General features: G+C 36.7%; 18 protein-coding genes. 8 read left to right on the top strand and 10 right to left on the bottom strand.

What is annotated here, in order from left to right:
- The coding region (locus BKH40_RS07035) for a hypothetical protein (RefSeq protein WP_143428467.1) at positions 1 to 3,238 on the bottom strand (3,238 nt) is incomplete at its 3' end.
- Positions 3,239 to 3,382: 144 nt separating this feature from the next.
- On the opposite strand from BKH40_RS07035, the gene BKH40_RS07030 reads away from it, so the two are divergent.
- Complete coding sequence (locus tag BKH40_RS07030; protein WP_095278152.1) at positions 3,383 to 4,141, top strand: TSUP family transporter; 759 nt, start codon at positions 3,383 to 3,385, stop codon at positions 4,139 to 4,141.
- Between the two features lie 58 nt (positions 4,142 to 4,199).
- Here BKH40_RS07030 and rsmH read toward each other — a convergent pair whose 3' ends face one another.
- From rsmH to BKH40_RS06985, 9 genes are all read right to left on the bottom strand, one after another.
- Complete coding sequence (gene rsmH / locus BKH40_RS07025; protein ID WP_095278150.1) at positions 4,200 to 5,126, bottom strand: 16S rRNA (cytosine(1402)-N(4))-methyltransferase RsmH; 927 nt, start codon at positions 5,124 to 5,126, stop codon at positions 4,200 to 4,202.
- Positions 5,116 to 5,505 carry a Holliday junction resolvase RuvX gene (gene ruvX / locus BKH40_RS07020; RefSeq protein ID WP_257842536.1) on the bottom strand — a complete coding sequence of 130 codons (390 nt, stop codon included), beginning with the start codon at positions 5,503 to 5,505 and terminating at the stop codon, positions 5,116 to 5,118. The genes rsmH and ruvX overlap by 11 nt, the downstream gene beginning before the upstream one ends.
- The gene (locus BKH40_RS07015) at positions 5,499 to 6,791 is read right to left on the bottom strand and encodes a MiaB/RimO family radical SAM methylthiotransferase (protein WP_095278146.1); all 1,293 of its coding nucleotides are present in this window, start codon (positions 6,789 to 6,791) and stop codon (positions 5,499 to 5,501) included. The genes ruvX and BKH40_RS07015 overlap by 7 nt, the downstream gene beginning before the upstream one ends.
- 6 nt (positions 6,792 to 6,797) lie before the next feature.
- A complete protein-coding gene (locus BKH40_RS07010; RefSeq protein WP_095278144.1) occupies positions 6,798 to 7,907 on the bottom strand; it encodes an acyl-CoA dehydrogenase family protein in 1,110 nt (369 codons plus the stop codon).
- A gap of 64 nt (positions 7,908 to 7,971) precedes the next feature.
- Positions 7,972 to 8,502 (bottom strand): OsmC family protein, encoded by a 531-nt coding sequence (locus tag BKH40_RS07005; RefSeq protein ID WP_219350159.1) that lies wholly within the window; start codon positions 8,500 to 8,502, stop codon positions 7,972 to 7,974.
- Positions 8,503 to 8,684: 182 nt separating this feature from the next.
- Complete coding sequence (locus tag BKH40_RS07000; protein ID WP_095278140.1) at positions 8,685 to 9,749, bottom strand: SLAC1 anion channel family protein; 1,065 nt, start codon at positions 9,747 to 9,749, stop codon at positions 8,685 to 8,687.
- Between the two features lie 391 nt (positions 9,750 to 10,140).
- Entirely contained in the window at positions 10,141 to 10,881 is a 741-nt protein-coding gene (locus tag BKH40_RS06995) for a fumarate reductase iron-sulfur subunit (protein ID WP_095278138.1), read from the bottom strand.
- The gene (locus BKH40_RS06990; RefSeq protein WP_095278137.1) at positions 10,878 to 12,959 is read right to left on the bottom strand and encodes a fumarate reductase flavoprotein subunit; all 2,082 of its coding nucleotides are present in this window, start codon (positions 12,957 to 12,959) and stop codon (positions 10,878 to 10,880) included. Before BKH40_RS06990 ends, BKH40_RS06995 begins: the two co-directional genes overlap by 4 nt.
- A gap of 15 nt (positions 12,960 to 12,974) precedes the next feature.
- A complete protein-coding gene (locus BKH40_RS06985) occupies positions 12,975 to 13,748 on the bottom strand; it encodes a fumarate reductase cytochrome b subunit (protein ID WP_095278135.1) in 774 nt (257 codons plus the stop codon).
- 418 nt (positions 13,749 to 14,166) lie between these two features.
- Between BKH40_RS06985 and BKH40_RS06980 the strand changes: the two genes are divergently transcribed.
- The 7 genes from BKH40_RS06980 to BKH40_RS06950 are packed head-to-tail and all read left to right on the top strand — an operon-like array spanning position 14,167 to position 21,134.
- Positions 14,167 to 15,129, top strand: a complete 963-nt coding sequence (locus BKH40_RS06980; RefSeq protein WP_180675158.1) for a chemotaxis protein — start codon at positions 14,167 to 14,169, stop codon at positions 15,127 to 15,129.
- Position 15,130: 1 nt separating this feature from the next.
- A complete protein-coding gene (nspC, locus tag BKH40_RS06975) occupies positions 15,131 to 16,396 on the top strand; it encodes a carboxynorspermidine decarboxylase (RefSeq protein ID WP_095278132.1) in 1,266 nt (421 codons plus the stop codon).
- The gene (locus tag BKH40_RS06970) at positions 16,397 to 16,792 is read left to right on the top strand and encodes a YkgJ family cysteine cluster protein (RefSeq protein ID WP_095278130.1); all 396 of its coding nucleotides are present in this window, start codon (positions 16,397 to 16,399) and stop codon (positions 16,790 to 16,792) included. It abuts the gene before it with no gap.
- Positions 16,789 to 18,162, top strand: coding sequence for a hypothetical protein (locus BKH40_RS06965; protein ID WP_095278128.1), 1,374 nt, complete (start codon positions 16,789 to 16,791; stop codon positions 18,160 to 18,162). Before BKH40_RS06970 ends, BKH40_RS06965 begins: the two co-directional genes overlap by 4 nt.
- A 29-nt stretch (positions 18,163 to 18,191) precedes the next feature.
- Positions 18,192 to 18,842, top strand: a complete 651-nt coding sequence (locus tag BKH40_RS06960) for a hypothetical protein (RefSeq protein ID WP_095278126.1) — start codon at positions 18,192 to 18,194, stop codon at positions 18,840 to 18,842.
- A gap of 2 nt (positions 18,843 to 18,844) precedes the next feature.
- Positions 18,845 to 20,548, top strand: coding sequence for a bifunctional anthranilate synthase component I family protein/class IV aminotransferase (locus BKH40_RS06955; RefSeq protein ID WP_095278125.1), 1,704 nt, complete (start codon positions 18,845 to 18,847; stop codon positions 20,546 to 20,548).
- A 1-nt stretch (position 20,549) separates the two neighbouring features.
- Positions 20,550 to 21,134, top strand: a complete 585-nt coding sequence (locus BKH40_RS06950) for an aminodeoxychorismate/anthranilate synthase component II (protein ID WP_257842535.1) — start codon at positions 20,550 to 20,552, stop codon at positions 21,132 to 21,134.
- The last annotated feature ends 65 nt before the right edge of the window (positions 21,135 to 21,199 follow it).

Genomic DNA, 21,199 nt, shown 5'->3' with positions numbered 1-21,199 from the left:
GAGCTTTATATACATTAGCATAGTCATTTTGGACATGGAGGGTTTTATAGATGTTTGTATCACCACTTACATGTAAGTCTGAAGCACCATCTTGGAAGGTAAGGGTATTAGCGTTTAGGGTGGGAAGATAAGCACTAGAAAAAAGCATAGTTAAACTATCTGCATTAACACTAGCTACATTTTTAACATTTAAGATAGACCAAGAGTCTAAAGTAGCAGTTCCTAAGTTGATACTAGAATCTTTACTAGTAGTGCCATCACCTCTAAACTCTAGCCCTGCCCTATCTACTCCACTAACCCCTTGGTATAAGTAAAGATTGCCTATATTTACCTCATCTAGCTTAGAGTAAAAGACTGTGTTGTTATTACAGTTGCCATTTATACAAGTATTATTATTCCTTTGGACGACAAGGCTACCTATATCAAAGTTGGAGCCATAAACGCTAGCAGTTTTTAAACCCATAGTCTTTATAGTCGACTTACCAGCAACAGAGCTTAGGTCTAAAGTTGAGTTTGATACTAAAGCCCCAGCACTATCAAGCCCTGCAGCATTTACCCTATCAGCATAGAAGTTTTTAGCATGCACTGTTAGTTTTTGAAGGTTGCTTAGGTTGACACTAGTTAGATTTACATCTATGCCGGGGGCGTTTATAGTGCCTCCACCCCTAAAATTTAAAACACCAACTTGTGAGCTATCAGTTAGGTGCTGGAGGTTTAAAGTAGTGCCATTACCCACTGATATAGTTCCAGAAGCAAGATTTTTTGAGCCTATAGTAAGAGTGTTAAAGTCACCAAGGTTAAGATTCCCAAGCTTTATACTATCACTAACATCACCAAAGCTTAAAAAGGAGTTACCACCTGTAGTTATGTCCTTAGTCTCTAGTGTCTTTCCGCTTGCTTTTAATTCGTTATAGCCATGAAGTGCTATGTTTTTTGTGACTTTTACATCCTCACTGCCTTGTAAGTTTACACTTAGCACACTACCAGCTGCGCCATCTTTTATAATGGCATTACTATTAGCATCCCTAGTGCCTGCGTAGTCTATAGTATCTACTGTGATATTTTTACCAAGTATATTGGTCTTAGCACCTGCTGTGGTATTAGATGCTTTTATGTTGTTGATAGTTACATCGCTATTTTTAGCATCTATAGTAGTAGTGCTTCCAAGTGTTAGATTAACTATGCTTGGGTTAAGGTTAAGATTAGTTATATGAGTAGTGCCTTGTACACCACTAAAGTCTAGCTTTGAGTTTAGACCTAAAGCGACATTAGTTATAGCTAGATTTTCACTTACTTTACTTAGATCTAAAGTAGAGTTTAGTCCTGCACTAAGGCTAGTAGCACTAAAGTTTTTAGAGCCTACTTTAAATGTCGCAGAATCTCCTAGTGCTACATTGCCAACTATTGTATTATCAGTTACATGGCTTAGATCTACTACATTGCCTAAAGCAGCAGTGCGACTTGAGATATCACCTGAGGTAAAGTCAGTAACCTTGCTGTTTTCTCCTCCTACTACTAATGTACTACTTGACCCTAGCAAAATACTTCCCATCTTGACTTTTCCGCTTATACCACTAAAGTCTAACTGTGAGACTATCTGCGTACTTATATCACTTGTGGTTAGATTAACCCCAGTGGCTGAAAGTTTATTCCAACTAACTAGATTAACTGGCTTATCTATACTGATAGCCCCACTTCCTTTTAGGGCTAACTCTAACTCGCTTCCTGCAACGCCTGCTACTTTATAGTTTATAGAGCCTACTTTGATATCTTTGCCCTCTATGCTATCTCTTGAGCCAAAGGCTGTGTTGCTTAATGATATATTATCTACAGTGATATTACTTTTAGGTGCTTTTAGGACTGAAGTGCTTCCAGTAGTACCCGCTATAGCTGGACTAAAAGAAAGATTCTTTATCTTAGTATCACCTGTGACTTGGGAGAGATCAAGGCTAGAGTTTAGACCAAGAGTGAGATTAGTGAGGCTAAAACTTTCACTTACTTTGCTAAAGTCTAGCTTTGAGCCAGAGCCTGCTTCTAGGCTAGTAGCACTAAAGTTTTTAGAGCCTACTGTTAGTGTATTTTTCCCGCCTAGATTTATAACGCCAGCTTTTACACTATCAGTTACTTTACTTAGGTCTATTACAGTTTGAGAAGTAGGTGAGTTTAAAGAAGTGATATTACCTGCTTCAAAGCTTTTGCCCCCAGCGATAAAAGTCATAGTACTAGAATCTCCACCTGCATTACCAAGAGTTAGATTCCCAAGCTTAGTAGTATCACTAATACCACTTAGATCTATGCTTGATCCTTGTAAACCTCTACCTATAGAGATATCTTTAGTAGTGAGATTAGTAGCACTTACTTTAAGGCTGTCGTTGTTGCCTATAGTTAGGTTGTTGTTAATCTTTACATCGCCACTAGTTGCACTTAGTATTACGTGTGCACTAGCGCCTGCATGGCCTATATCACTATAATTTAAAGTATTTATAGTTATACTTTTCCCATTAACAGTTACAGAATCTAGGGCATTTAAAATATTTAATGTTACATCACTACTTGAAGCATCTATCTTTGATCTACCGGAAGTGTTTATAGTACCAGTTGATTTAAAAGCTGAAGCCCCAGTTATGGTTAAACTTGTAGGGTTAGTCTGGCAGCCAGATGTAGTGCATTGTATAAGACTTAAAGTACCATCTTGATGAACTGTACCAGTAGCATTAATACTTACTTGTGCTCCACCACCGCCGTACACACTCGCGCCATGCTGAGCATAGTTTCCCCCAAAATATGCATTACCCCTTATATAAAAATCTTTAGCACCGCTAAAAGCTACCCCAGTGTTATACTTTGTAGTACTTCCACTAAAAGCTCCCAATAAAACGTTGCCAGTATTTCCATTAGTAGCAGAATCAGCACCAAGGATAAGGCTAGAGCCAGCTAGATTTACAGTTAGCATATTAGTCTTATTAAGGTCTGAGTTCATGGAGTAGTTGATATCTTTTAGATAGTAAATGCTTGAAGAAATAAAGCCATTAACTGTTAGATTTGCCTGACTAGTTTGATATAAATAGTTCCCATTAACAGACCTAGCCCTAGTAAAACCAGTACTTCCATTAAACTTACCCCCAGCATTCTGAGGTGTCCCATCTGCATAAGCCTGTCCTAAGACAGCACTTAACACAAAAGAAAGGGCTAAAAGCTGCTTAACCCTTTTATGACCTATATGGAATCTTTCTAACATCTACAATTCTCTCACATTTTTGATTTGTTAATGCTATATTAATGTCTACGGAAATATTATGAAAGATTATATAGGATGAACGTGAACTAGTAGATAAAGATTATCAACTATTCTTCATACTAGGGTTTACACAAAGGAGAAAAGATGGACATATGGATAGTAGTTATACTAGTAGTTATCTTTTTTCTAGCTGGATTTATAGATAGCATAGCTGGAGGTGGGGGGCTTTTGACTATGCCTTCTTTACTGCTTGCTGGCATAAGACCAGAGATAGCACTAGGGACTAATAAGTCCATAGTCACCCTTGGCACGCTAGTAGCACTTATAAACTTTATACGCCATAGACTTTTAAACTATAAAGCAGCTATCACTGGCTCTATAGCTGGGATAGTGGGGGCATTTTTCGGCTCTAAAACTGTGCTTTTGCTTGATACTCATGTCATATATAAAGTCTTTTTTATAATCTTACCCATAGCTTTAATCTTAACTTTAATACCCAAAAAGAACTCAGATAAAACAGTGATGACCAGAAAAGACATATATATCTTTACTCCGCTTATAGCTTTGGTGGTTGGATTCTATGATGGATTTTTTGGGCCGGGAACTGGAAGCTTTTTAATACTTGGCTTTTCTGTGGTTATAGGACTTAACTTAGTACACGCCTCCGCCCTAGCAAAGGCTATAAATCTCTCTTCTAATATAGGAAGCCTAGTAACTTTTATAATCGCTGGAAAGATAATGTATAGCATCATAGTGCCTTTAATCATAGCTAATATGATAGGAGGCTATGTAGGCTCTAGCCTAGTTATAAAAAAAGGGCAAAAGATAGTGAAGATCTTTATGCTAGTAGTGTTTTTTGCTATCTTTATATCTTTAATATATAAGTATGTAAAAGGGTTTTAATATAGCTAGGTTTATGTTTATCAGATAACTATCTATATAATGCATCTTATCTTAACGACTAGTCAAACTTAAAAGCCCTAAGCTTAGCACTCCTTGAACGCTTATTACGCTTTAGTTCAGCAGCACTTGCAGTTAGAGGCTTTTTAGTTAATACCTTGCCTAAAGAGTGATCCCCTCCACACACACACTTCATCACGTTACTATCACAGATACAAGACTTAGCAAAGTCAGAAAACGCTTGCTTTACTAGGCGGTCTTCAAGAGAGTGGAAAGAGATGATAGCAAGGATGGAATCTTTTAGCTCCTTAGCAGATTCTAAAAGCGTTGTGAGATTATCAAGCTCAGAGTTTACTTCTATACGCAGGGCTTGATAAGCTAAAGTACTAGCGTTAATCTTACTTTTTGGACTGACTTTAAGACATATCTCTTGTAGGTCATAGCCATCTAGTAGCATCCTAGCTTGTGCCTTTTTCTCCCTAGCTTCAAGTATAAAAGATACTAGCTTTTTATACTCCCTTATCTCACCAAAATCGCGAAAGATGGCTTCTAGCTCTAGCTTTGAGTAGTGATTTAAAACATAGCTTGCAGTTAGATCTTGGCTTTTATCCATACGCATATCAAGCACCCCACCTTTAAAGCTAAAACCACGCTCTATATTATCTAGCTGATAAGAACTAACTCCTATATCTGCTAGGACACCTTTTATCTTGCTGCCATGCTCTTTTATAAGCTCTGGTAGCACTTCTTTAAAGTTACCTTTAATCGTTGTAAGACGCTCTATATCTTGGTTGTAGCTAAGGGCGTCTTCATCTCTATCTATACCTATGATTTCTAGTTTTGGGTGGTCTTTTAAAAGGGCTTTACTCATCCCTCCAAAGCCAAGTGTGCAGTCTATCAGTAAGCCTTCATTTAAGGGCTTAAAAGTCTCTAAGACCTCATCTAGTAAAACTGGTATGTGTATGTTATTATTTATATTATCTGGCATTAGTATCTATAAACCTTTGTAAGATTAAGCTAGCAGCTAGGCTATCAAGTTTGCCATCTTTTCTAGCGTTGCTTCGCTCTTTGTGTGCCCTATCAAGCAGTAGCTCACAAGCTTCTTTTGAGCTTAAGTCTTCATTTATAAAGTGCACTTTACCTTTAAACTCTAGCAAGTTTACAAAGTGTCTTATACCTCTTTGCATACCTTCATCACTAGGCAGTCCTATGACTAAAAATTCTGGCTTTTTCTCTTCTATAAGCGCTTTTATCTCGCTTGCAGCTTGGGTTCTATTACGTCTTATGACTGGTGCTAAAGGTAAAATGATACCTTCTATATATATAGCTACGCCTATCCTTTTTAAGCCTACATCTAGTGCTAGCATGATAAGGCTAGGTTACCTTCGCTTTTTACTTCGTAGTCTGTGACTGTTATAAAGTTACCTTTTAAACTTAAGTTTGTAGAATCTAAAGTCACTTTGTTAAAGTACTCATCAAAGCCTGTAGCTTCTTTAGTCTTATCTTTTACGCTTTCTATAAGGACATTTAAAGGAATGCCTTGTTTTTTTAAGGCTAGGCGTTTTTGATAGTTCTTTTCTTTAACTAAATCTTGGATAAGGTGAAGTCTTTTTTTGGATTCTACTTTTGGTACATTTTCTAGCATGGCTAGGTTAGTGGCTGACTTGGTGCCAGTTTTTGGTGAGTAGATAAAAGGGTGGATGTGCGTTAAAGGGAGTTTTTCTAGGTTAGTAAGGGCTTTATTAAATATCTCTTTACTCTCTCCAACATGCCCTACTATGTAGTCTGTTCCTAAGAAAAAGCCAAGCCTTTCTAACTCTAAGAAAAGCTCTAAATCATGCTGTACTGTATTTTTACGATTCATGATGTGTAGCATCTTTTCACTTGTGTGCTGCAAGGCTATATGAAGGTGTCTTTCTAGCTTTGGGTTAGATAAAACGTCTATAAACTTAGAATCAATTTGCGAAGGCTCTAAGCTTCCTAGTCTTATACGCCTTATGCCTTCTATGCTTGCTAGGTCTTTTATAAGAGTAGCTATGTGAGTGCCTGTATCAAGTCCGTAGCTTCCTATATTAGTCCCTGTTAGTACTAGCTCTTTAACTCCACTTTTAGCCAAAAGACTAGCTTGTTCTAGTATAAAGTCATGCTTAAAGCTTCTAGCTGTGCCACGAACATAGGGGATGATGCAGTAGCTGCATTTAAAGTTACAGCCTTCTTGAATCTTAACAAAGCCTTTTACCTTGCCTATCATGGCGGGCAAAAGGGTAGTATCTAGCTTTTTACTATCTTTGCTTAAAAAGATTCTATCTTTTGAAAGGATGGAATCTATATCTTCTTTATGGGAGTGAGAAAAGACTGAAAAAGCAAGACTTTCTTTATAAAGGCTTTCTCCTTGCATCTTAACTCCACAGCCTGTAAAAAGTACTTTTTTACCCTGCTCGTTTTTAGTCCTTGCATAGCTTTTGCACTCTTTATCAGCCCTGTTAGTAACAGTACAAGAGTTTAAGATGATGATGTCTGCTTTATCTTCATCTAAGGTTATCTCATAGTTTTTTAAACTACTCATCATCACTTGAGTATCATAGATATTACTCCTGCAGCCAAAGGTCTTAAAAAAGACTTTTGGCTTGTCTTGCCTACTTAAATCACCCATAAAACGCTATATCTCATAGTAGCCTATGTCTTTTACTTGTTTCCAATTTGACATGACGCCTACGCCATTTTCTATATCTTCTAGCTCTTTTATAAGATGTTTAATAGAAGGTGTGACTATAGCCACAAAGTAGCCTTCCCTTAAGTTTCTTTGGGCTTTAGCACTATATAGATAGCCTTGCGTTCCAGCGTGCAAGCAAGCACTTTGAGTAGCTTCTAAGACTAAGTAAGATGCCTCTAGCCTAGCTCTTAAAACTTCTCTTAAGTAAAAAGGGTTAAAAACATCATAAGGATTCTTAGCTAGTCTATAAACAGTCTCTGCTAAGGAGGCAGTCCTTGCTTCTAGCTCACTTTCTTGCAAGGGCAAGTACTTATTTATATGATGATGGGTTTGATTAGAAGCTTTTATAACATCAAGAGAGCTTAGTAAGACACCCATAGCCATGCCCGCTTGAAGGAGGATAAAGCCCGGAGTGATATTTACTAAGTAAGGCTCTGCAGGGTCTGCTAACACATCATCATCACTCATAAAGTAGTCTTTTAGAATAACGCTTGCAGTAGCACTGCCTTCTAATGCACTATAGTGGATGTTTTCTTTTAACTTCATAGTTGAAGGGTCGCAGTAAACTACACCCATCACGTTATGGTTTTTATCTCTTACATTAAAGATGACGCCTAAGTAGTGACCATACTGCAGGTTTGAGACCCAAGGAAGAGTGCCATTTAGCACGTAGCCTCCACTTACTCTTTTAGCACTTAAGTGGTTGTTTTCTATCTTGGCATAGCTTTTCATAGGGTTAGAAAGCCCCGTGCCACCAAGCACTAAGCCGTTTTCTATTAGGGGGAGAAGTTTGTTTTTAAGGCTCATATTTTGAGTATTATAAAGATACCAGCCTAGTACATCTTGACACCATACACAAAAGCCAGTTGTCATACACACCTTAGAGACAAAGCTCATATCTTCTATATTTTTATTAAGTCCATTTTCTTCTATGTCATTTAGTCTATAAACTCCAACTTTGCCCATATTTCTAAGTATAGATTCTGGATAGAATCCATGTCTGTCTATAGTTTCTACTTTTGGTGTTAGCTCTTTTTCTAAAATGGTGTGTAGCATTTGTACTTCCTTTAAGGTTTAAGATATAAAGGCTACGTGGAAGCTTAACTCCACGTATAAGGCTTTATTTTGCAACTACGTTAACTTTTCTCATTAGAGTATTTGCCACTGGTGACCATTTTACAGCGTGGGCTATAAGTGCATCTTGTTTTTCTTTGCTAGCGTTGCTATCAAGATTAACTTTTATCCTTACATCTGTAAAACCTAGAGGTTTAGTCTCGCTTAGATCTCCTGTGCCCCAAACTGCAGTTATGTTTAAGTCGCCTTCTAGCTCTAACTCTAAAGAGTAGATCTCTATACCTTCATTAACCGCATTAGCGTGGATTCCAACTGCTATACAACTTCCAAGTGCTGCTAGTAAGGCTTCACTTGGGTTTGGTGCAGTGTCTTCACCTAAAAGCGTAGGTGGCTCATCAACGATGTAAGGTGCTAGGTTTCTTATATAGTTTTCATGTCTAAATTTACCTTTAGCCACAGTTTTACATTTTAAAGTTTTTATAACATCTGGGTGTGCTTTGCCTTCTTTTGCTAAGGCTTCTAGTTTTGCTTTATCTATTGGTGAAAGTGTTGTACAAGAGTTTGCTTGTCTTTCCATCATGAAGTCCTTTAATTTATAACTTATCAAATTTCTTTGATGCGTTATTCTATAGCATTCTTTTAAATAGTGACGATTTTTAAAAATCTCTTGTGCCGCCACGTCAAGATTAAGATAAGTCGCAAGGCTTTAAAACCACAAAAGAGATAAAGCCTTTGTGTAACTTAAAGATACCTTAGTTTTTAAAGCTCAGCTAAGTTGCCATTAAATATACCTCTTAAAGTACGAATAGCTATATAAATGATAGCTATACTAAAAACTATCAAGAAAAGTAAGGCTAAGACTTTTAACTCCACTCTATCTGGATAGTGGGCTGAGATCTTAAAAGCAGCTATAGCTAGGGCTGCTAATGGGAAAGATATAGCCCACCATGAGAATCTAAAAGGGCAGATATTTAGATGAGAGATAATCTGAGGTAAAAGCACGATAAATGTAAATATAGCTATAGCATAAAGCACATCTGCAAAAAGATCTATATGTAAGGTTATCTCTATATAGCTACTTACTGCTACTGCAAAAGGGGCTATTAGTATCATACGAGTAGGAAGTATCTTAGAAGCTAAGTCACTATGAGTTATAAGGCGGTTCATAATAAAAACTATAACTGGGATTCCATAAAACATACCAACGCCAAAGGCAAACAAACTTAGATCATGTCCCCATATACTAGTATCAAAAAGATCTCCAAACTGCCTAAAGCCAAGAGGTATATCCAAAAGCCCAACTATAGGGATAATCCAAGCTGGAGTTATGTGCTCTATCTCTTGCTTTTTTGTAAGCCAGTAGTTCATCGTATACATAGCAAAAAGCGTATGACCAACAGCGCCTATGATCCAAACTACAAGGGCAAGCACGTGATTATAGTGGTACATAACCATAGACATAATCAAAAATGAAACAAAAAATGTCCCAAAAAACGGCTTAGTGACAGGGTTCATCCACTCTGCTTTAAAGCTTTGAAAACTAGTAACTATCTTTAAGAAGTAACAAACTATCATAATAACTAAGCAAATAGTTGCTATAGCTCCTATGACCTTGCCTATCATGCTTGGGATGACTGGGAACTCACTACTTGCTAAATGCCAAGCTATAGCTATAGCACCAAGCCCCATGATACTGCCAAAAAGACTTGCTGGCAAAAAGCTAAAAAGCCCTTTTTTTGTCTTAACTGGCTCCATGGCTGCTTTTATAAGCGGGTCTTTGTCTATCTTGCTAGCCTCACTTTGTGGTGTTTTACTTATATCCATAATGCTTTTCCTTTTCTTGCGTGCAACCTAATAGCTACAGCTTGATTTAAATAGTATGTATAAAAACGTAATAAAAAACAATCTTAGTGCAATTTTAATAAAAATTAATATTTTTTCACACTACATATCTTTACAAAAACGTAAAAGTGTGAATGAGGGCAAAACTTACAAAGCTAGGGGGTATAAAGTCTACTTTTTATAGTTTGTAAGATTTTGTAAGTTATAAAGCTATTTTTAGATTCCAAAAAATGAAAAGTTTTAAAGAATGTAGGGTTAAGGCATAGAATCTAAAAATATATGAATGTTTAAAGCGTAGTAATAAAGGTAAGAAAAAAGCTAGAAGTTGGCATAAAGCCCTTTTGCAGTAAGCAAAAAGGGCTTTATTAAAAGGCTATTTCATGCTAATCATCTTTCTTCTTAAGTAAGCAATCTTGCTTTGAAGAGGTAGATTTTTAGGACATACATCATGACAAGCTATCAAACTCATACATCCAAAAACACCGTTATCATCACCTATAACTTCATAGTAGTCTTGAAGTGTTCTTTTATCATGAGGGTCAACCATAAAGCGCGCTATCCTATTAAGTCCAGCAGCTCCGATGAAGTCTTCTCTCATAAGCTTAGTAGCACAGCCTGCTATACAGCAACCACACTCTATGCATCTATCTAGCTCAAAAGTTTCTTGTGCTACATCTGGGTCGATTCTTTCTTCTGGCTTAGAGATATCTCTTCTTTCCTTGTTGTGTATCCAGCTTTCTACTCTTTTAGTCATACCAGCAAACCACTCACCAGTATCAACACTTAAGTCTTTTATAAGCTTAAATGACGGAAGTGGCATAAGGGTTATAACACCACTTGGAAAGTCTTTGGTTAGAGTTCTACAAGCTAGGCGTGGACGACCATTTATCATCATCCCACAACTCCCACAAATCCCAGCTCTACACACAAAGTCAAAGCTTAGATCTGGATCTTGCTGCTCTCTTATCATGTTTAAAACTATAAAGATAGTCATAGATGGAGTTTCTGTAAGTTTGTACTCTTTAAAGTGAGGCTTTGAAACTGCACTTTGTGGATCAAACTTTAAAACTTTTATAATTATCTCTCTTCCTTTAGTTTGGGCTGCAGAACTCATTTAGCATCTCCTACTGTTTCTTTTGGGGTTTGTGCTGTTTCACTAGGCTTAAGTCCATCTTGCACTGTGTATCTGTTGTCAACTTCGCCTAGTCTTTCATTTATCTCTTTGTATTTTGGTTGTAACTCAAAGTGCATAAGGGCATCTTGAACTGCGTATCTATCGCCACCTTTAGCTTCAACTTCTTTTATAGTGTTTACAACTTGCTCTTCTCTTTCTTCTTTTCTAGGGTTAGGTATAAAGTTTCCTTTATCGCCATAACCTCTATAAGCAGGTGCTATCTCCATCTTCATGATATCAAGTGGCTCATACTCTAAAGTTGGAAGAGTTTGCTCTGGATCTGGCCAAGAAGCAAGGGTTCTATTTAGCCAGTTAGCATCATCTCTTTTTGGGTGATCTAACCTTGTGTGTGCTCCCCTACTTTCAGTTCTTTGAACAGCTCCGTATGCTACACAAAGGGCGATTTTTAACATCCTTTGAGTTCTATAAGTGTCTTCTAGCTCTGGGTTATCATGAAGCTTTTTGTTTCTAACGTTAATGTGTTTTGAACGTTTGATTAACTCTTCTAGTTCTTCAACTGCTTCTTGAAGCTCTTTTCCATCTCTAAAAACACCTACTTTTAAGTCCATAATCTGCTTCATGGCATTTCTTATAGTGTAAACATCTTCTTTGCCACCATTATCTATAAGGCTGTTTAGATAGTCACTTTCTTCTTTTATAAACTCTTCAACTAGTGAAGTTTCTATATCAACCTCTGCGTGCACACAGTGCTCTGCGAAGTAATCGCCAATAATCATTCCAGAAACTACCGCTTCACTAACTGAGTTACCACCTAGTCTGTTAAACCCGTGTAAGTCCCAGCAGCAAGCTTCACCAGCAGAGAAAAGACCTTTTAGTGCAGTTTCACCTTTTGGATTAACCCTAATACCACCCATAGAGTAGTGTTGCATAGGTCTAATAGGTACTGCACCTTTTGGTATGCCTTTAGAATCTCTTTCATCATCAGCTGGATCAATCCCAGCAAAGATCTCAGCTATCTCTTGGACATCTCTTAGGTTTTTTTCTATGTGTGCTCTTCCAAGTATAGCTATATCTAACCATACAAAATCACCATATGGTCCATGTACACCTTTACCTTTTTTAATGTGCTCTAAGATTCTACGACTAACAACGTCACGACTTGCTAGCTCTTTTTTCTCAGGCTCATAATCAGGCATAAAACGGTGACCATCTACATCTAGTAAAATACCACCATCCCCACGACAACCTTCAGTCATCAAGATTCCACTTGGGACTAGGCAGGTTGGGTGAAACTGAACTGCTTCCATGTTTCCTAGTTTTACGATACCAGTTTCCATAGCAACAGCCGCTCCAACACCATCACAGATAACTGCATTTGTAGTGTTTTGATAAATCCTACCATAGCCACCAGTTGCCATAAGAGTACCTTTTGCTACATAAGCACTAAGCTCACCAGTAACTAAGTCTCTTACGACAGCACCATAACACTTACCATCTTTATGAATGATTTTTACTGCTTCTTTTCTATCTTGTATATCAACACCATGTTTATAAGCTTCATTAGCCACTCCATAAAGCATAGTATGTCCTGTGGCATCAGCTGTAAAGCAAGTCCTCCACTTCTTAGTTCCACCAAAGTCACGAGACTGGATATACCCTTCTCTATCTTTTGCTTCTTCTATCTGCACGTGCTGACCGTTTATAACTGCAGGTCTTTTACCAGCTTTGATTCTAGTCCAAGGCACCCCATACTGTGCTAGCTCACGTATAGCTTTTGGTGCAGTAGTAACAAACATCCTTGCTACTTCTTGATCACAACCCCAGTCACTTCCTTTAACTGTGTCCACAAAGTGCACATCTTCATTATCCCCAGCTCCTTTGTTACTATTGCCAAGACTTGCTTGCATACCACCTTGGGCAGCTGCACTATGGCTTCTTCTAACAGGAACTAAACTAAGAACTATAGTGTTTAAACCCCTCTCACTAGCAGCTATAGCAGATCTAAGTCCGGCTAGTCCACCACCGATAATTAATGCATCACAATATATTATTTTCATATTCGCTTCCTTTGCTTACTTTGTCATACCATATGTATTTGCATCTAATGTCTTATAGTACTCCATGCCGTGGCTTGAAGGATTCATATGACCTAGACCTATTTTCACATAAGCTCCATATGTAAATAGACCTAAAACTATAAATACTACAGTTATGATCCATTTAATCCATTTTAAACCATTGATACCAAGAGACTTAAACCAACCCCATTTAATAGCAATTCTATAAAGTCCTATGCTTCCGTGAAGTTCAACAGTGAAAAGTAACACTATGTAAAGTATCCAGAAGTTTTCAGTAACAAAACGATAAGAGGATGCATTAGGTCCTATGCTTCCAGGTTGAGTAAGCATGACATATAAGTGTACAGCAGCAGTAAAGAAAAGAATAAAACCAGTGGCTGCTTGTATAACCCACATAGTTGTATCGCCGTGTTTCATAAGTCCTTTGTGTGTCTTTAAAATCTTAAATTGTCTATAGTTTATAGGAAATTTACGCATAGCAAAAAATGCGTGTATTACCATTATGGCTATGATTATTATGGCTATGATTGATACTACCCACGGACCTCCTAATGGCCCTAAAAAATCAGCTTCAAGAACTTTAGTAACCTTGTACATAAAGTCTTGGCTAATTAATATACTAGATACTAGCAGCATGTGCACTATCATAAATATAGCTAAGATAAATCCTGTGACGCTCTGTATAACATCAAGTCTAGCTGGCACCCTGCTCTTTTTTCTATCAGCAGTTATGCCCAAATAGCCTTCAATTACATTGTTATTTTGCATTTAAGCCTCCCTTTCAAGAGTTTTGGATTAAGTTTTGTAAATATGAGATGCCATGCTAAGTTGCTACAGTTTGCCTTGCTTTTTGGAGTTAATTTTAGACGCACAAAGAACCTAATGTATTAAATGTACATGACCACATATAAACGGCATCAATTATAACAGATAAAGCCCTTAAGCATTCTCAAAACAGCGTTGAATATATACACAAAACAAGCAAATATACAACATAAATGTATCTTTTTGTAACACTGATACACAGAGGGCATTTTTTCATACTAGTAGTTATGAAACGTTCTTAAAAAAGACTAGATCTTTAAAGCCATTCATGAAGGTTTAAAAGCTTGGAATTAAAATTCTTAACTTTTTAGGTTTTGGCAAGTATTGTGCTATGATAAAAGTACTCCAAATTTTCAAGGTTATAACTATGGCTATGTCAAATATTGATCAAGTTACTAGCTTACATAAAAACAATGAACTTCAGCTTCTATGCTTCAGACTAGAAGAAGGTAAAGACTTATATGCAGTAAACGTCTTTAAGATAAGAGAAGTTGTAAAGTATGATGACATCATAACTATAGTAAGTCATGAGCCAAACTCTTTAGTAGAAGGGCTTATAACTATAAGAGAGTTAACTATACCTCTAATAGATATGAGAAAGTGGTTTTACTATGACCCAGAAACCCCTGATAAAGACTTAAGACCTTATGGCATAGCTAGAAATAAAAACGATGACGTCATAGTTATGATATGTGAGTTTTCAAGATGGACTATAGGTGTTAGGATCTATGAAGCAGATAGAATCTTAAATAAAAAATGGACTGAGATGGAACAAAGCTCAGGCCTTAGCAAGGGTGCAGGTAATGGCAAGCTAGTCTCGCGCACAAGATACTATGATGGGAAGCTTGTCCAAGTAGTAGATATAGAAAAGATGCTAGTAGATGTCTTCCCTTGGATAGATGACGAAAAAGCTAGAGAGATAGAAGAAGTAAAACAGCTAAACAGTTCTAAAACTGTGCTTTTAGCTGATGATAGTCCAAGTGTACTTAGGACTATGCAAGGGATTTTAAACAGGCTTGGCGTCATACATAGTGACTTTATAAATGGTCAAAGACTGCTTGACTACCTCTTTGCGCCAACTACTCATATAGATGAGATAGGTGCGATAATAACTGACCTTGAGATGCCAGAAGCTAGCGGCTTTGAAGTTATAAAGCAAGTTAAGTCTAATCCTAGAACTAAAAATATACCAATAATTGTAAACTCTTCTATGAGTGGCTCAAGTAATGAAGAGATGGCAAGATCGCTTGATGCTGAAGAGTTCATATCTAAGTCTAACCCTTTAGAAGTGGCAAGTGCTTTACAAAAATACATGATTAAGTAGTATGGATAGCAAAAGTAGAGTGCAAAATAGAATCTTAAAACATATAGATAAGATTCCAAGTCCTTGCTATGTGCTAGATTATGAAGCACTTCAAAGCAATATAGATATCTTAGATGACATAGCCAAAAGAAGCAAAGCTAAAGTTTTAGTAGCACTTAAAGGCTATGCTTTTTGGAGGGAGTTTGACTATATAAGACAAAAGCTAAGTGGAGCAACTTGTAGTGGCTTACACGAAGCAAAGCTTGCTTATGAAGAGTTAGCTTGCAAGGCTAAGTCACAAGATAAGGCAAAAGAAGTTTGTGTTTTCTCTCCAGCTTATAAAGATAAGGAGATAGATTCCTTACTACCTATAGCTAGTACCATTATCTTTAACTCTTTTAATCAACTAACTAGCTTTATAGCTAAGATAAAAGCACACAATAAGCACTTAGATTCTAAAGTTGAAATAGGTCTTAGGGTTAATCCACTCTATAGTGAAGTGAAACCACTAATCTATAATCCTTGTGCACCAAAAAGTCGTCTAGGCATCACTCCTAGCGAGTTTGAAAAGCATAAGCACTTACTAAAAGAGCTTGATATAAAACTAGATGGAATCCACTTTCACACCCACTGCGAGCAAGATTCTAAAGCCTTAGAAAAGACATTAGAGCACTTTGAAAAACACTTTGGTGCTTTTATAAAAGAGCAGGACTTAAAATGGGTTAACTTTGGTGGTGGACATCATATAACTAGAAAAGATTATGATAGAGACTTACTAGTTAGTTTGATAGCTAAGTTTAAAAAACGCTATAACGATATAGAAGTCTTATTAGAGCCCGGTGAAGCTATAGGCTGGCAAGTTGGCGACTTAGTAGGAAGCGTTATAGATATAGTAGAAAATGAAGGCAAAGTCGCAGTACTTGATGTGAGTGCTAGTAATCATATGCCTGATTGCCTAGAGATGCCCTACCGCCCAAGCTGTTATAAGATAAGTAGGGATGAATTAAAAGGCAAGCACCTAGAAGAAGATAAAGGTGAAACTATAGGGACTTATAAGTATAGATTTGGCGGGCCTACTTGCTTAGCTGGAGATATCATAGGAGACTTTAGTTTTAATACGCCTTTAAATATAGGCGATAAAGTCTGCTTTAAAGACATGATCCACTACACTATAGTCAAAAACACTACTTTTAATGGCATAGAGCTTCCAAGTCTTGGGGTCATAAAAGAAGGTGACTTTAAGCTTTTAAAAAGCTTTGGCTATAACGACTACAAAGAAAGAAACTAAGTGGCACTTTTAAGACAAGCTGGATTTAACTATGAGTTTGATTCTAGTGCGTGTGAGGGCTGTGGTGGGAAGTGTTGTTGTGGGGAAAGTGGCTATATCTTTGTAAGCTTAGAAGAGATGCAGGCACAAGCGAAGTTTTTGGGGATGGATTTTGATAAGTTTTGTCTAAAATACATAAAGAAGGTAGGATATAAGTTCTCCCTACTAGAAAAGCAAGCAGATGATAAAAAACTTGGCCTTGCTTGCATATTTTTTGATGAGAATCTAAAAAGATGTTCCATCTATGAGGTTAGACCAAAACAGTGCATAAGCTTTCCTTTTTGGGAAAGTTTTAAACAAGATACTAGCTACCTAGAACAAACTTGTGCTGGATTTATAAATATGAGGAAAAAATGAAACTACTTTTACTACTACTAATCTCACTTAATGTTTACGCCTTCTCTAAAGACTTAAGCGATCTTGATATGATAAAGATGACTGATGATAAGCTTAGGGCAAGTGACACAGCCCCTGTACAAAAGATGACTTTAAAACAAAGCTTAGAGGATAAAATAGAGCTTTATGAAGACATGTACTCTCACACAAAAGATGCCTACTTACTAAAAAATCTTGCAATCTTAAACATGAAAGTAAGAAATCTTGATAAAGCCTATAAATATGTTTTAGAGTTTGAAAAGTTAACTCCAAGATACGACGCCCTAAGCCCAGAAAATAGTGCTTTAGAAAACATAAAAGTAGACTACTATGCTGCTAATTTAAAATATGAAAAAGCAGTAGCTATACTAAAAGAGCTAGGCAAGGTTGATGATAGCTTTACTATAAACTCTAAGCTTGGAGAGCTTTATCAAGCCATAGCTTTAAAAGATGACTTAGCAGAAGTATCACCTGAAAGCAAAGACTATCTTAAAAAAGCACTAAGCGAGTACAAGATAGCCATAGATAAAAACCCACCAAAAGAGCTAAAAGAAGCCCTACTCTTACAGATGTTTTATGTCTACTTTGATAAGCTAAAAGATAGAAGTGATGCTTTAAGCCTTTTAAATGGCTACATGAAAAGTAACGACTGTGCTTTTTGTGGAGACTTTTTATACGCTTATAACACAGCTAGGGATGTAGATAGCCTAGTTAATATACTAAAAGACAAGCTTGCTAAAGGAGATATCAACTCTGGCAAGTTCTTACTTGATATCTATCTAAATATGAAAGATAAAGCTAAGCTTTTAAGCCTTATAGAAGATAACAAAAAGCTATGGGGTGATGACTATCATGTATTTTTATCCTACATTTATGCAAACTTCCAAGACTACAAGCTTGCAAGCGAAGAAGCACTAAAAGCTTATAAGATAAAAAAAGATTCTTCTTTCTTAGGTCTTGAAGCCACTTATAGATATGAGCTTTTAAGCAAAAAAAATAAGAGGACTTTAAAACCTATAATAGCCAACTTAAAAGAAAGTCTAGAAAAGTGGAGCAGTCCTAATCTAGCCCTAAAAGGCTATCTATATAACTTCCTTGGCTACTTGCTAATAGACCATGACATAGATGTAAAATCAGGGCTAAACTATGTATCACAAGCTGTGGCCATAGACCCAACTAACCCTGCTTATTTAGATTCCCTAGCTTGGGGTTTTTATAAAAACAAAGAGTACAAAAAAGCAAAAGATACCTTCTCTTTTATAGATAAAAGCATAGTTGAAGAAGAGCCAGAGATGCTACTGCACCAAAAAAGTATCTTTAAAGATGAGACAAATAAATCTAGCACTAACTAAAAGTGCACTAAAAATTAAAAGGCGATAAAGTGCTAGATAAAGAGAAACTAAAAAAAGAAGTACTAGAAAGCCTAGAATCTAAAAAAGCCCTTATGCCTTTTAACTTACTAGGAAGAAGCCTAGCTTATAACCCCTTCCCACCACGTCTTAGCTACAAAGAAAGTGTGATGGAAGCTTTTAAAGGTGGCACTAAAGTAGCCTATCTAAGTGAAAGTTTTTTAGAAGGCTTTTTTCAAAATGCAGAAGTTAGCCCAAAAGATGCTTTTAAGAATCTTGACTTAAACTTTAAGTATGAAACTATCATAGTAGATAGCTTGCAGTCTATGGATTATGTAGGCATGTTTAGGCGTTTAAGCCCCTACTTTTTAATAGCTGGTGGGGTGAATATAGACCCTTATCAAGTCTTAGAAGCAACCATAGCAGGCAGCGATGGAATCTTGCTTAACCTATCTTATATAGATTCTAAAAAAAGCCTAAATGAACTAGTTGCAACAAGCCTTTCTTTAGGACTTATGCCAGTTTTAAAGGCTAGCTCAAAAGAAGAGTTAAAACTACTTTTGGGGCTAAAAAACCCAGTTGACTGCCTTTTTACTAAAGCCTCTTTGGTGCCACTTATACCTAAGCGATATATCATTTTTAGCGAGGACTACTTAGATGATGTGGTAGTGGAGGCCTTTTAGCTTTGACTTGCGTCTTTGGAAAAAAGGTCTATGAAGGACTTCTTAGCACTTTTAGCGCTTTTAATGCTCTTGAAGTTTTAAGTCTTTTAAAACTTATAGATAAAGATAGAAAAAGTGAGGCTTTTAAGTTTTACTATGTTGGGTTTATAAACTATGACGCATTAGAAGAGGGCAAAAAAAGCCAAAAACCCTTAGCTTTTTTTATGCTTTTTAAAGAAGCTAGGAAGTTAGGATTAAAAGAGTTTAAGCCTCCAAAGTTTAAAAGCTTTATGCCAAGCCTTACTAACTTTTTAGATTCTAGGACTTATGTAAAAAAGATAGATTCCATAAAAAGCCTTATCAAGCAAGGTGAGGTCTATCAGATAAACTTTACGCATATGCTAGAAGTGCACACAAAAGCCCTTCCAAAAGACATCTTTTCTACCCTTTACTCTTTCCAAAAGACAAAGTATGTATCCCTTTTTGATCTACCTTTTATGAGTGTTATCTCTCTTTCTCCTGAGCTTTTTTTTAGCATAGATTCTAAAAGGGGAGATGAAGTTATAACTACTATGCCTATGAAAGGCACAATAAGACGTGGCACTACCAAAGAAGAAGATAAGGCTTTAAAAAGCTATCTTAAAAACGATATAAAAAACCGTAGTGAAAATGTCATGATAACTGACCTTTTAAGAAACGACCTAAGTAAAGTAGCAAGAGAGGTAAAAGTCACTAAGCTTTTTGCTATCACCTCTTTTAAAAGCCTCCATCAGATGATAAGTGTCATAGAGGCAAAGCTAGAATCTAGCTTAGCTAAAACTTTTAGTGCTCTTTTTCCTTGTGGGTCCATAACTGGCGCGCCTAAAAAAGCTGCCATAAGCCATATAAAAAGCTTAGAATTTAGCCCACGGAATCTTTACTGTGGGGCTATAGGCGTTATATCTTCCAAAGAGACTAAGTTTAATGTCGCTATAAGAACGCTTTTTAAGTATAAAGATTCTAAGTTTTATAACTATGCTGTAGGTGGGGGTATAGTCTGGGATAGCAAGGCAAAAGAAGAAGAAAACGAGCTTAGATTAAAGGCAAGATTTTTAAGCCCTAAGTTTTTATGCCCTAGCTTAGAAGTCTTTGAAACTATGCTTTTTACTAGTGGCATCAGACATCAAGCCTTACACATAAAGCGCCTTACTAAAAGCTTAGAGTACTTTGGTGTGCCTTATGATAAGAAAGAGATTTTAAGGCTACTAGCTTCTATAAAAGAAAGTGGAGTTTATAAGCTAAGTGTAAGCATGGAAGGAAGACTTAGTCTAACTAGAAGGGATAAAAAGCCTATCACTACTACTAAGATAGCCATCTTAAAAACTATACTAGATTCTAAAAATGACCTTTTATATCACAAAACTTCAAGCCGTGAGATGTTTACTAAGACTATGGAAAAGATTGCTAAAGGCTTAGTTTTTGATGAGATATTTTGCAATGAAAAAGGTGAGTTAACACAAGGCACAAGGAGTAACTTTTATGTCTTAAAAGATGATATCTTGCTAACGCCTCCTTTAGAATGTGGCTTGCTAGGAGGTACTTACAGGGCACATCTTTTAGAAAAAGGCACTAGATTAGATTCTAAGTTAGTTAAAGTAAAAGAGGCCATCTTACTGCCTAGTAACTTAAAAGGCACTAGAGTTTTTTGCAGTAATGCAGTCTATGGTTTAGTGGAAGTAAGGCTTTAAAGTGATAAAAAAAACTTTGCTTATTGATAACTTTGATTCTTTTACTTTTAACATAAAACGCTATCTTGAAGAATTGGGCAGCAAAGTAGATGTTATAAATCCGGGAACTAAACTAAAGAAGCTAAACTTAGAATCTTATAGCCACTTTATACTTGGCCCCGGACCAAGCAGTCCTAAAAACGCTAAGCTTCATTTAGAGTTTATAAAGCTTTACTTAGATTCTAAAGTTTTATCATCTAAGCCCTTACTTGGAATCTGCCTTGGACATCAGTGTCTAGCCTACGCACTAGGAGGCAAGGTAGAAAGCCTAGATGCCCCAGTGCATGGCAAAACTTCGACTTTAAGACTTAGTTTAAAGGCTAAAAAAGTAGCACTTTTTAAAGGCCTAAAACAAAAAAAGATAGGTCGCTATCACTCTTTATATGTAAGCTACTTGCCTAAAAGCCTTAGTGCCCTAGCCTATGCAGATGGCATATTGATGGCTTTTTGTCATGAAAGCTTACCGATGTATGGCTTGCAGTTTCATCCAGAAAGCATCTTAAGCTTGGAGGGAAGAAGGCTACTTTCTAACTTTTTAGCTATGTAGTTTTTGGGCTATCTTTATAGATAAACCAAAGCTGTTTTTATATCCAAAAACATAGTGTGCTTACT

The sequence above is a fragment of the Helicobacter sp. 11S02629-2 genome, from assembly GCF_002272875.1.
In the GTDB taxonomy this organism is placed as follows: Bacteria; Campylobacterota; Campylobacteria; order Campylobacterales; family Helicobacteraceae; genus Helicobacter_I.
Note: the sequence above shows the minus strand (reverse complement) of the source record. Positions and strands in the feature narration are given on the sequence as shown.

Bases quoted from the DNA above. Each gene is read 5' to 3' on its own strand.
- BKH40_RS07030 (WP_095278152.1), top strand. From the start codon at position 3,383: ATGGACATATGGATAGTAGTTATACTAGTAGTTATCTTTTTTCTAGCT.
- rsmH (WP_095278150.1), bottom strand. From the start codon at position 5,126: ATGCCAGATAATATAAATAATAACATACACATACCAGTTTTACTAGAT.
- ruvX (WP_257842536.1), bottom strand. From the start codon at position 5,505: ATGCTAGCACTAGATGTAGGCTTAAAAAGGATAGGCGTAGCTATATAT.
- BKH40_RS07015 (WP_095278146.1), bottom strand. From the start codon at position 6,791: ATGGGTGATTTAAGTAGGCAAGACAAGCCAAAAGTCTTTTTTAAGACC.
- BKH40_RS07010 (WP_095278144.1), bottom strand. From the start codon at position 7,907: ATGCTACACACCATTTTAGAAAAAGAGCTAACACCAAAAGTAGAAACT.
- BKH40_RS07005 (WP_219350159.1), bottom strand. From the start codon at position 8,502: ATGGAAAGACAAGCAAACTCTTGTACAACACTTTCACCAATAGATAAA.
- BKH40_RS07000 (WP_095278140.1), bottom strand. From the start codon at position 9,749: ATGGATATAAGTAAAACACCACAAAGTGAGGCTAGCAAGATAGACAAA.
- BKH40_RS06995 (WP_095278138.1), bottom strand. From the start codon at position 10,881: ATGAGTTCTGCAGCCCAAACTAAAGGAAGAGAGATAATTATAAAAGTT.
- BKH40_RS06990 (WP_095278137.1), bottom strand. From the start codon at position 12,959: ATGAAAATAATATATTGTGATGCATTAATTATCGGTGGTGGACTAGCC.
- BKH40_RS06985 (WP_095278135.1), bottom strand. From the start codon at position 13,748: ATGCAAAATAACAATGTAATTGAAGGCTATTTGGGCATAACTGCTGAT.
- nspC (WP_095278132.1), top strand. From the start codon at position 15,131: ATGGATAGCAAAAGTAGAGTGCAAAATAGAATCTTAAAACATATAGAT.
- BKH40_RS06965 (WP_095278128.1), top strand. From the start codon at position 16,789: ATGAAACTACTTTTACTACTACTAATCTCACTTAATGTTTACGCCTTC.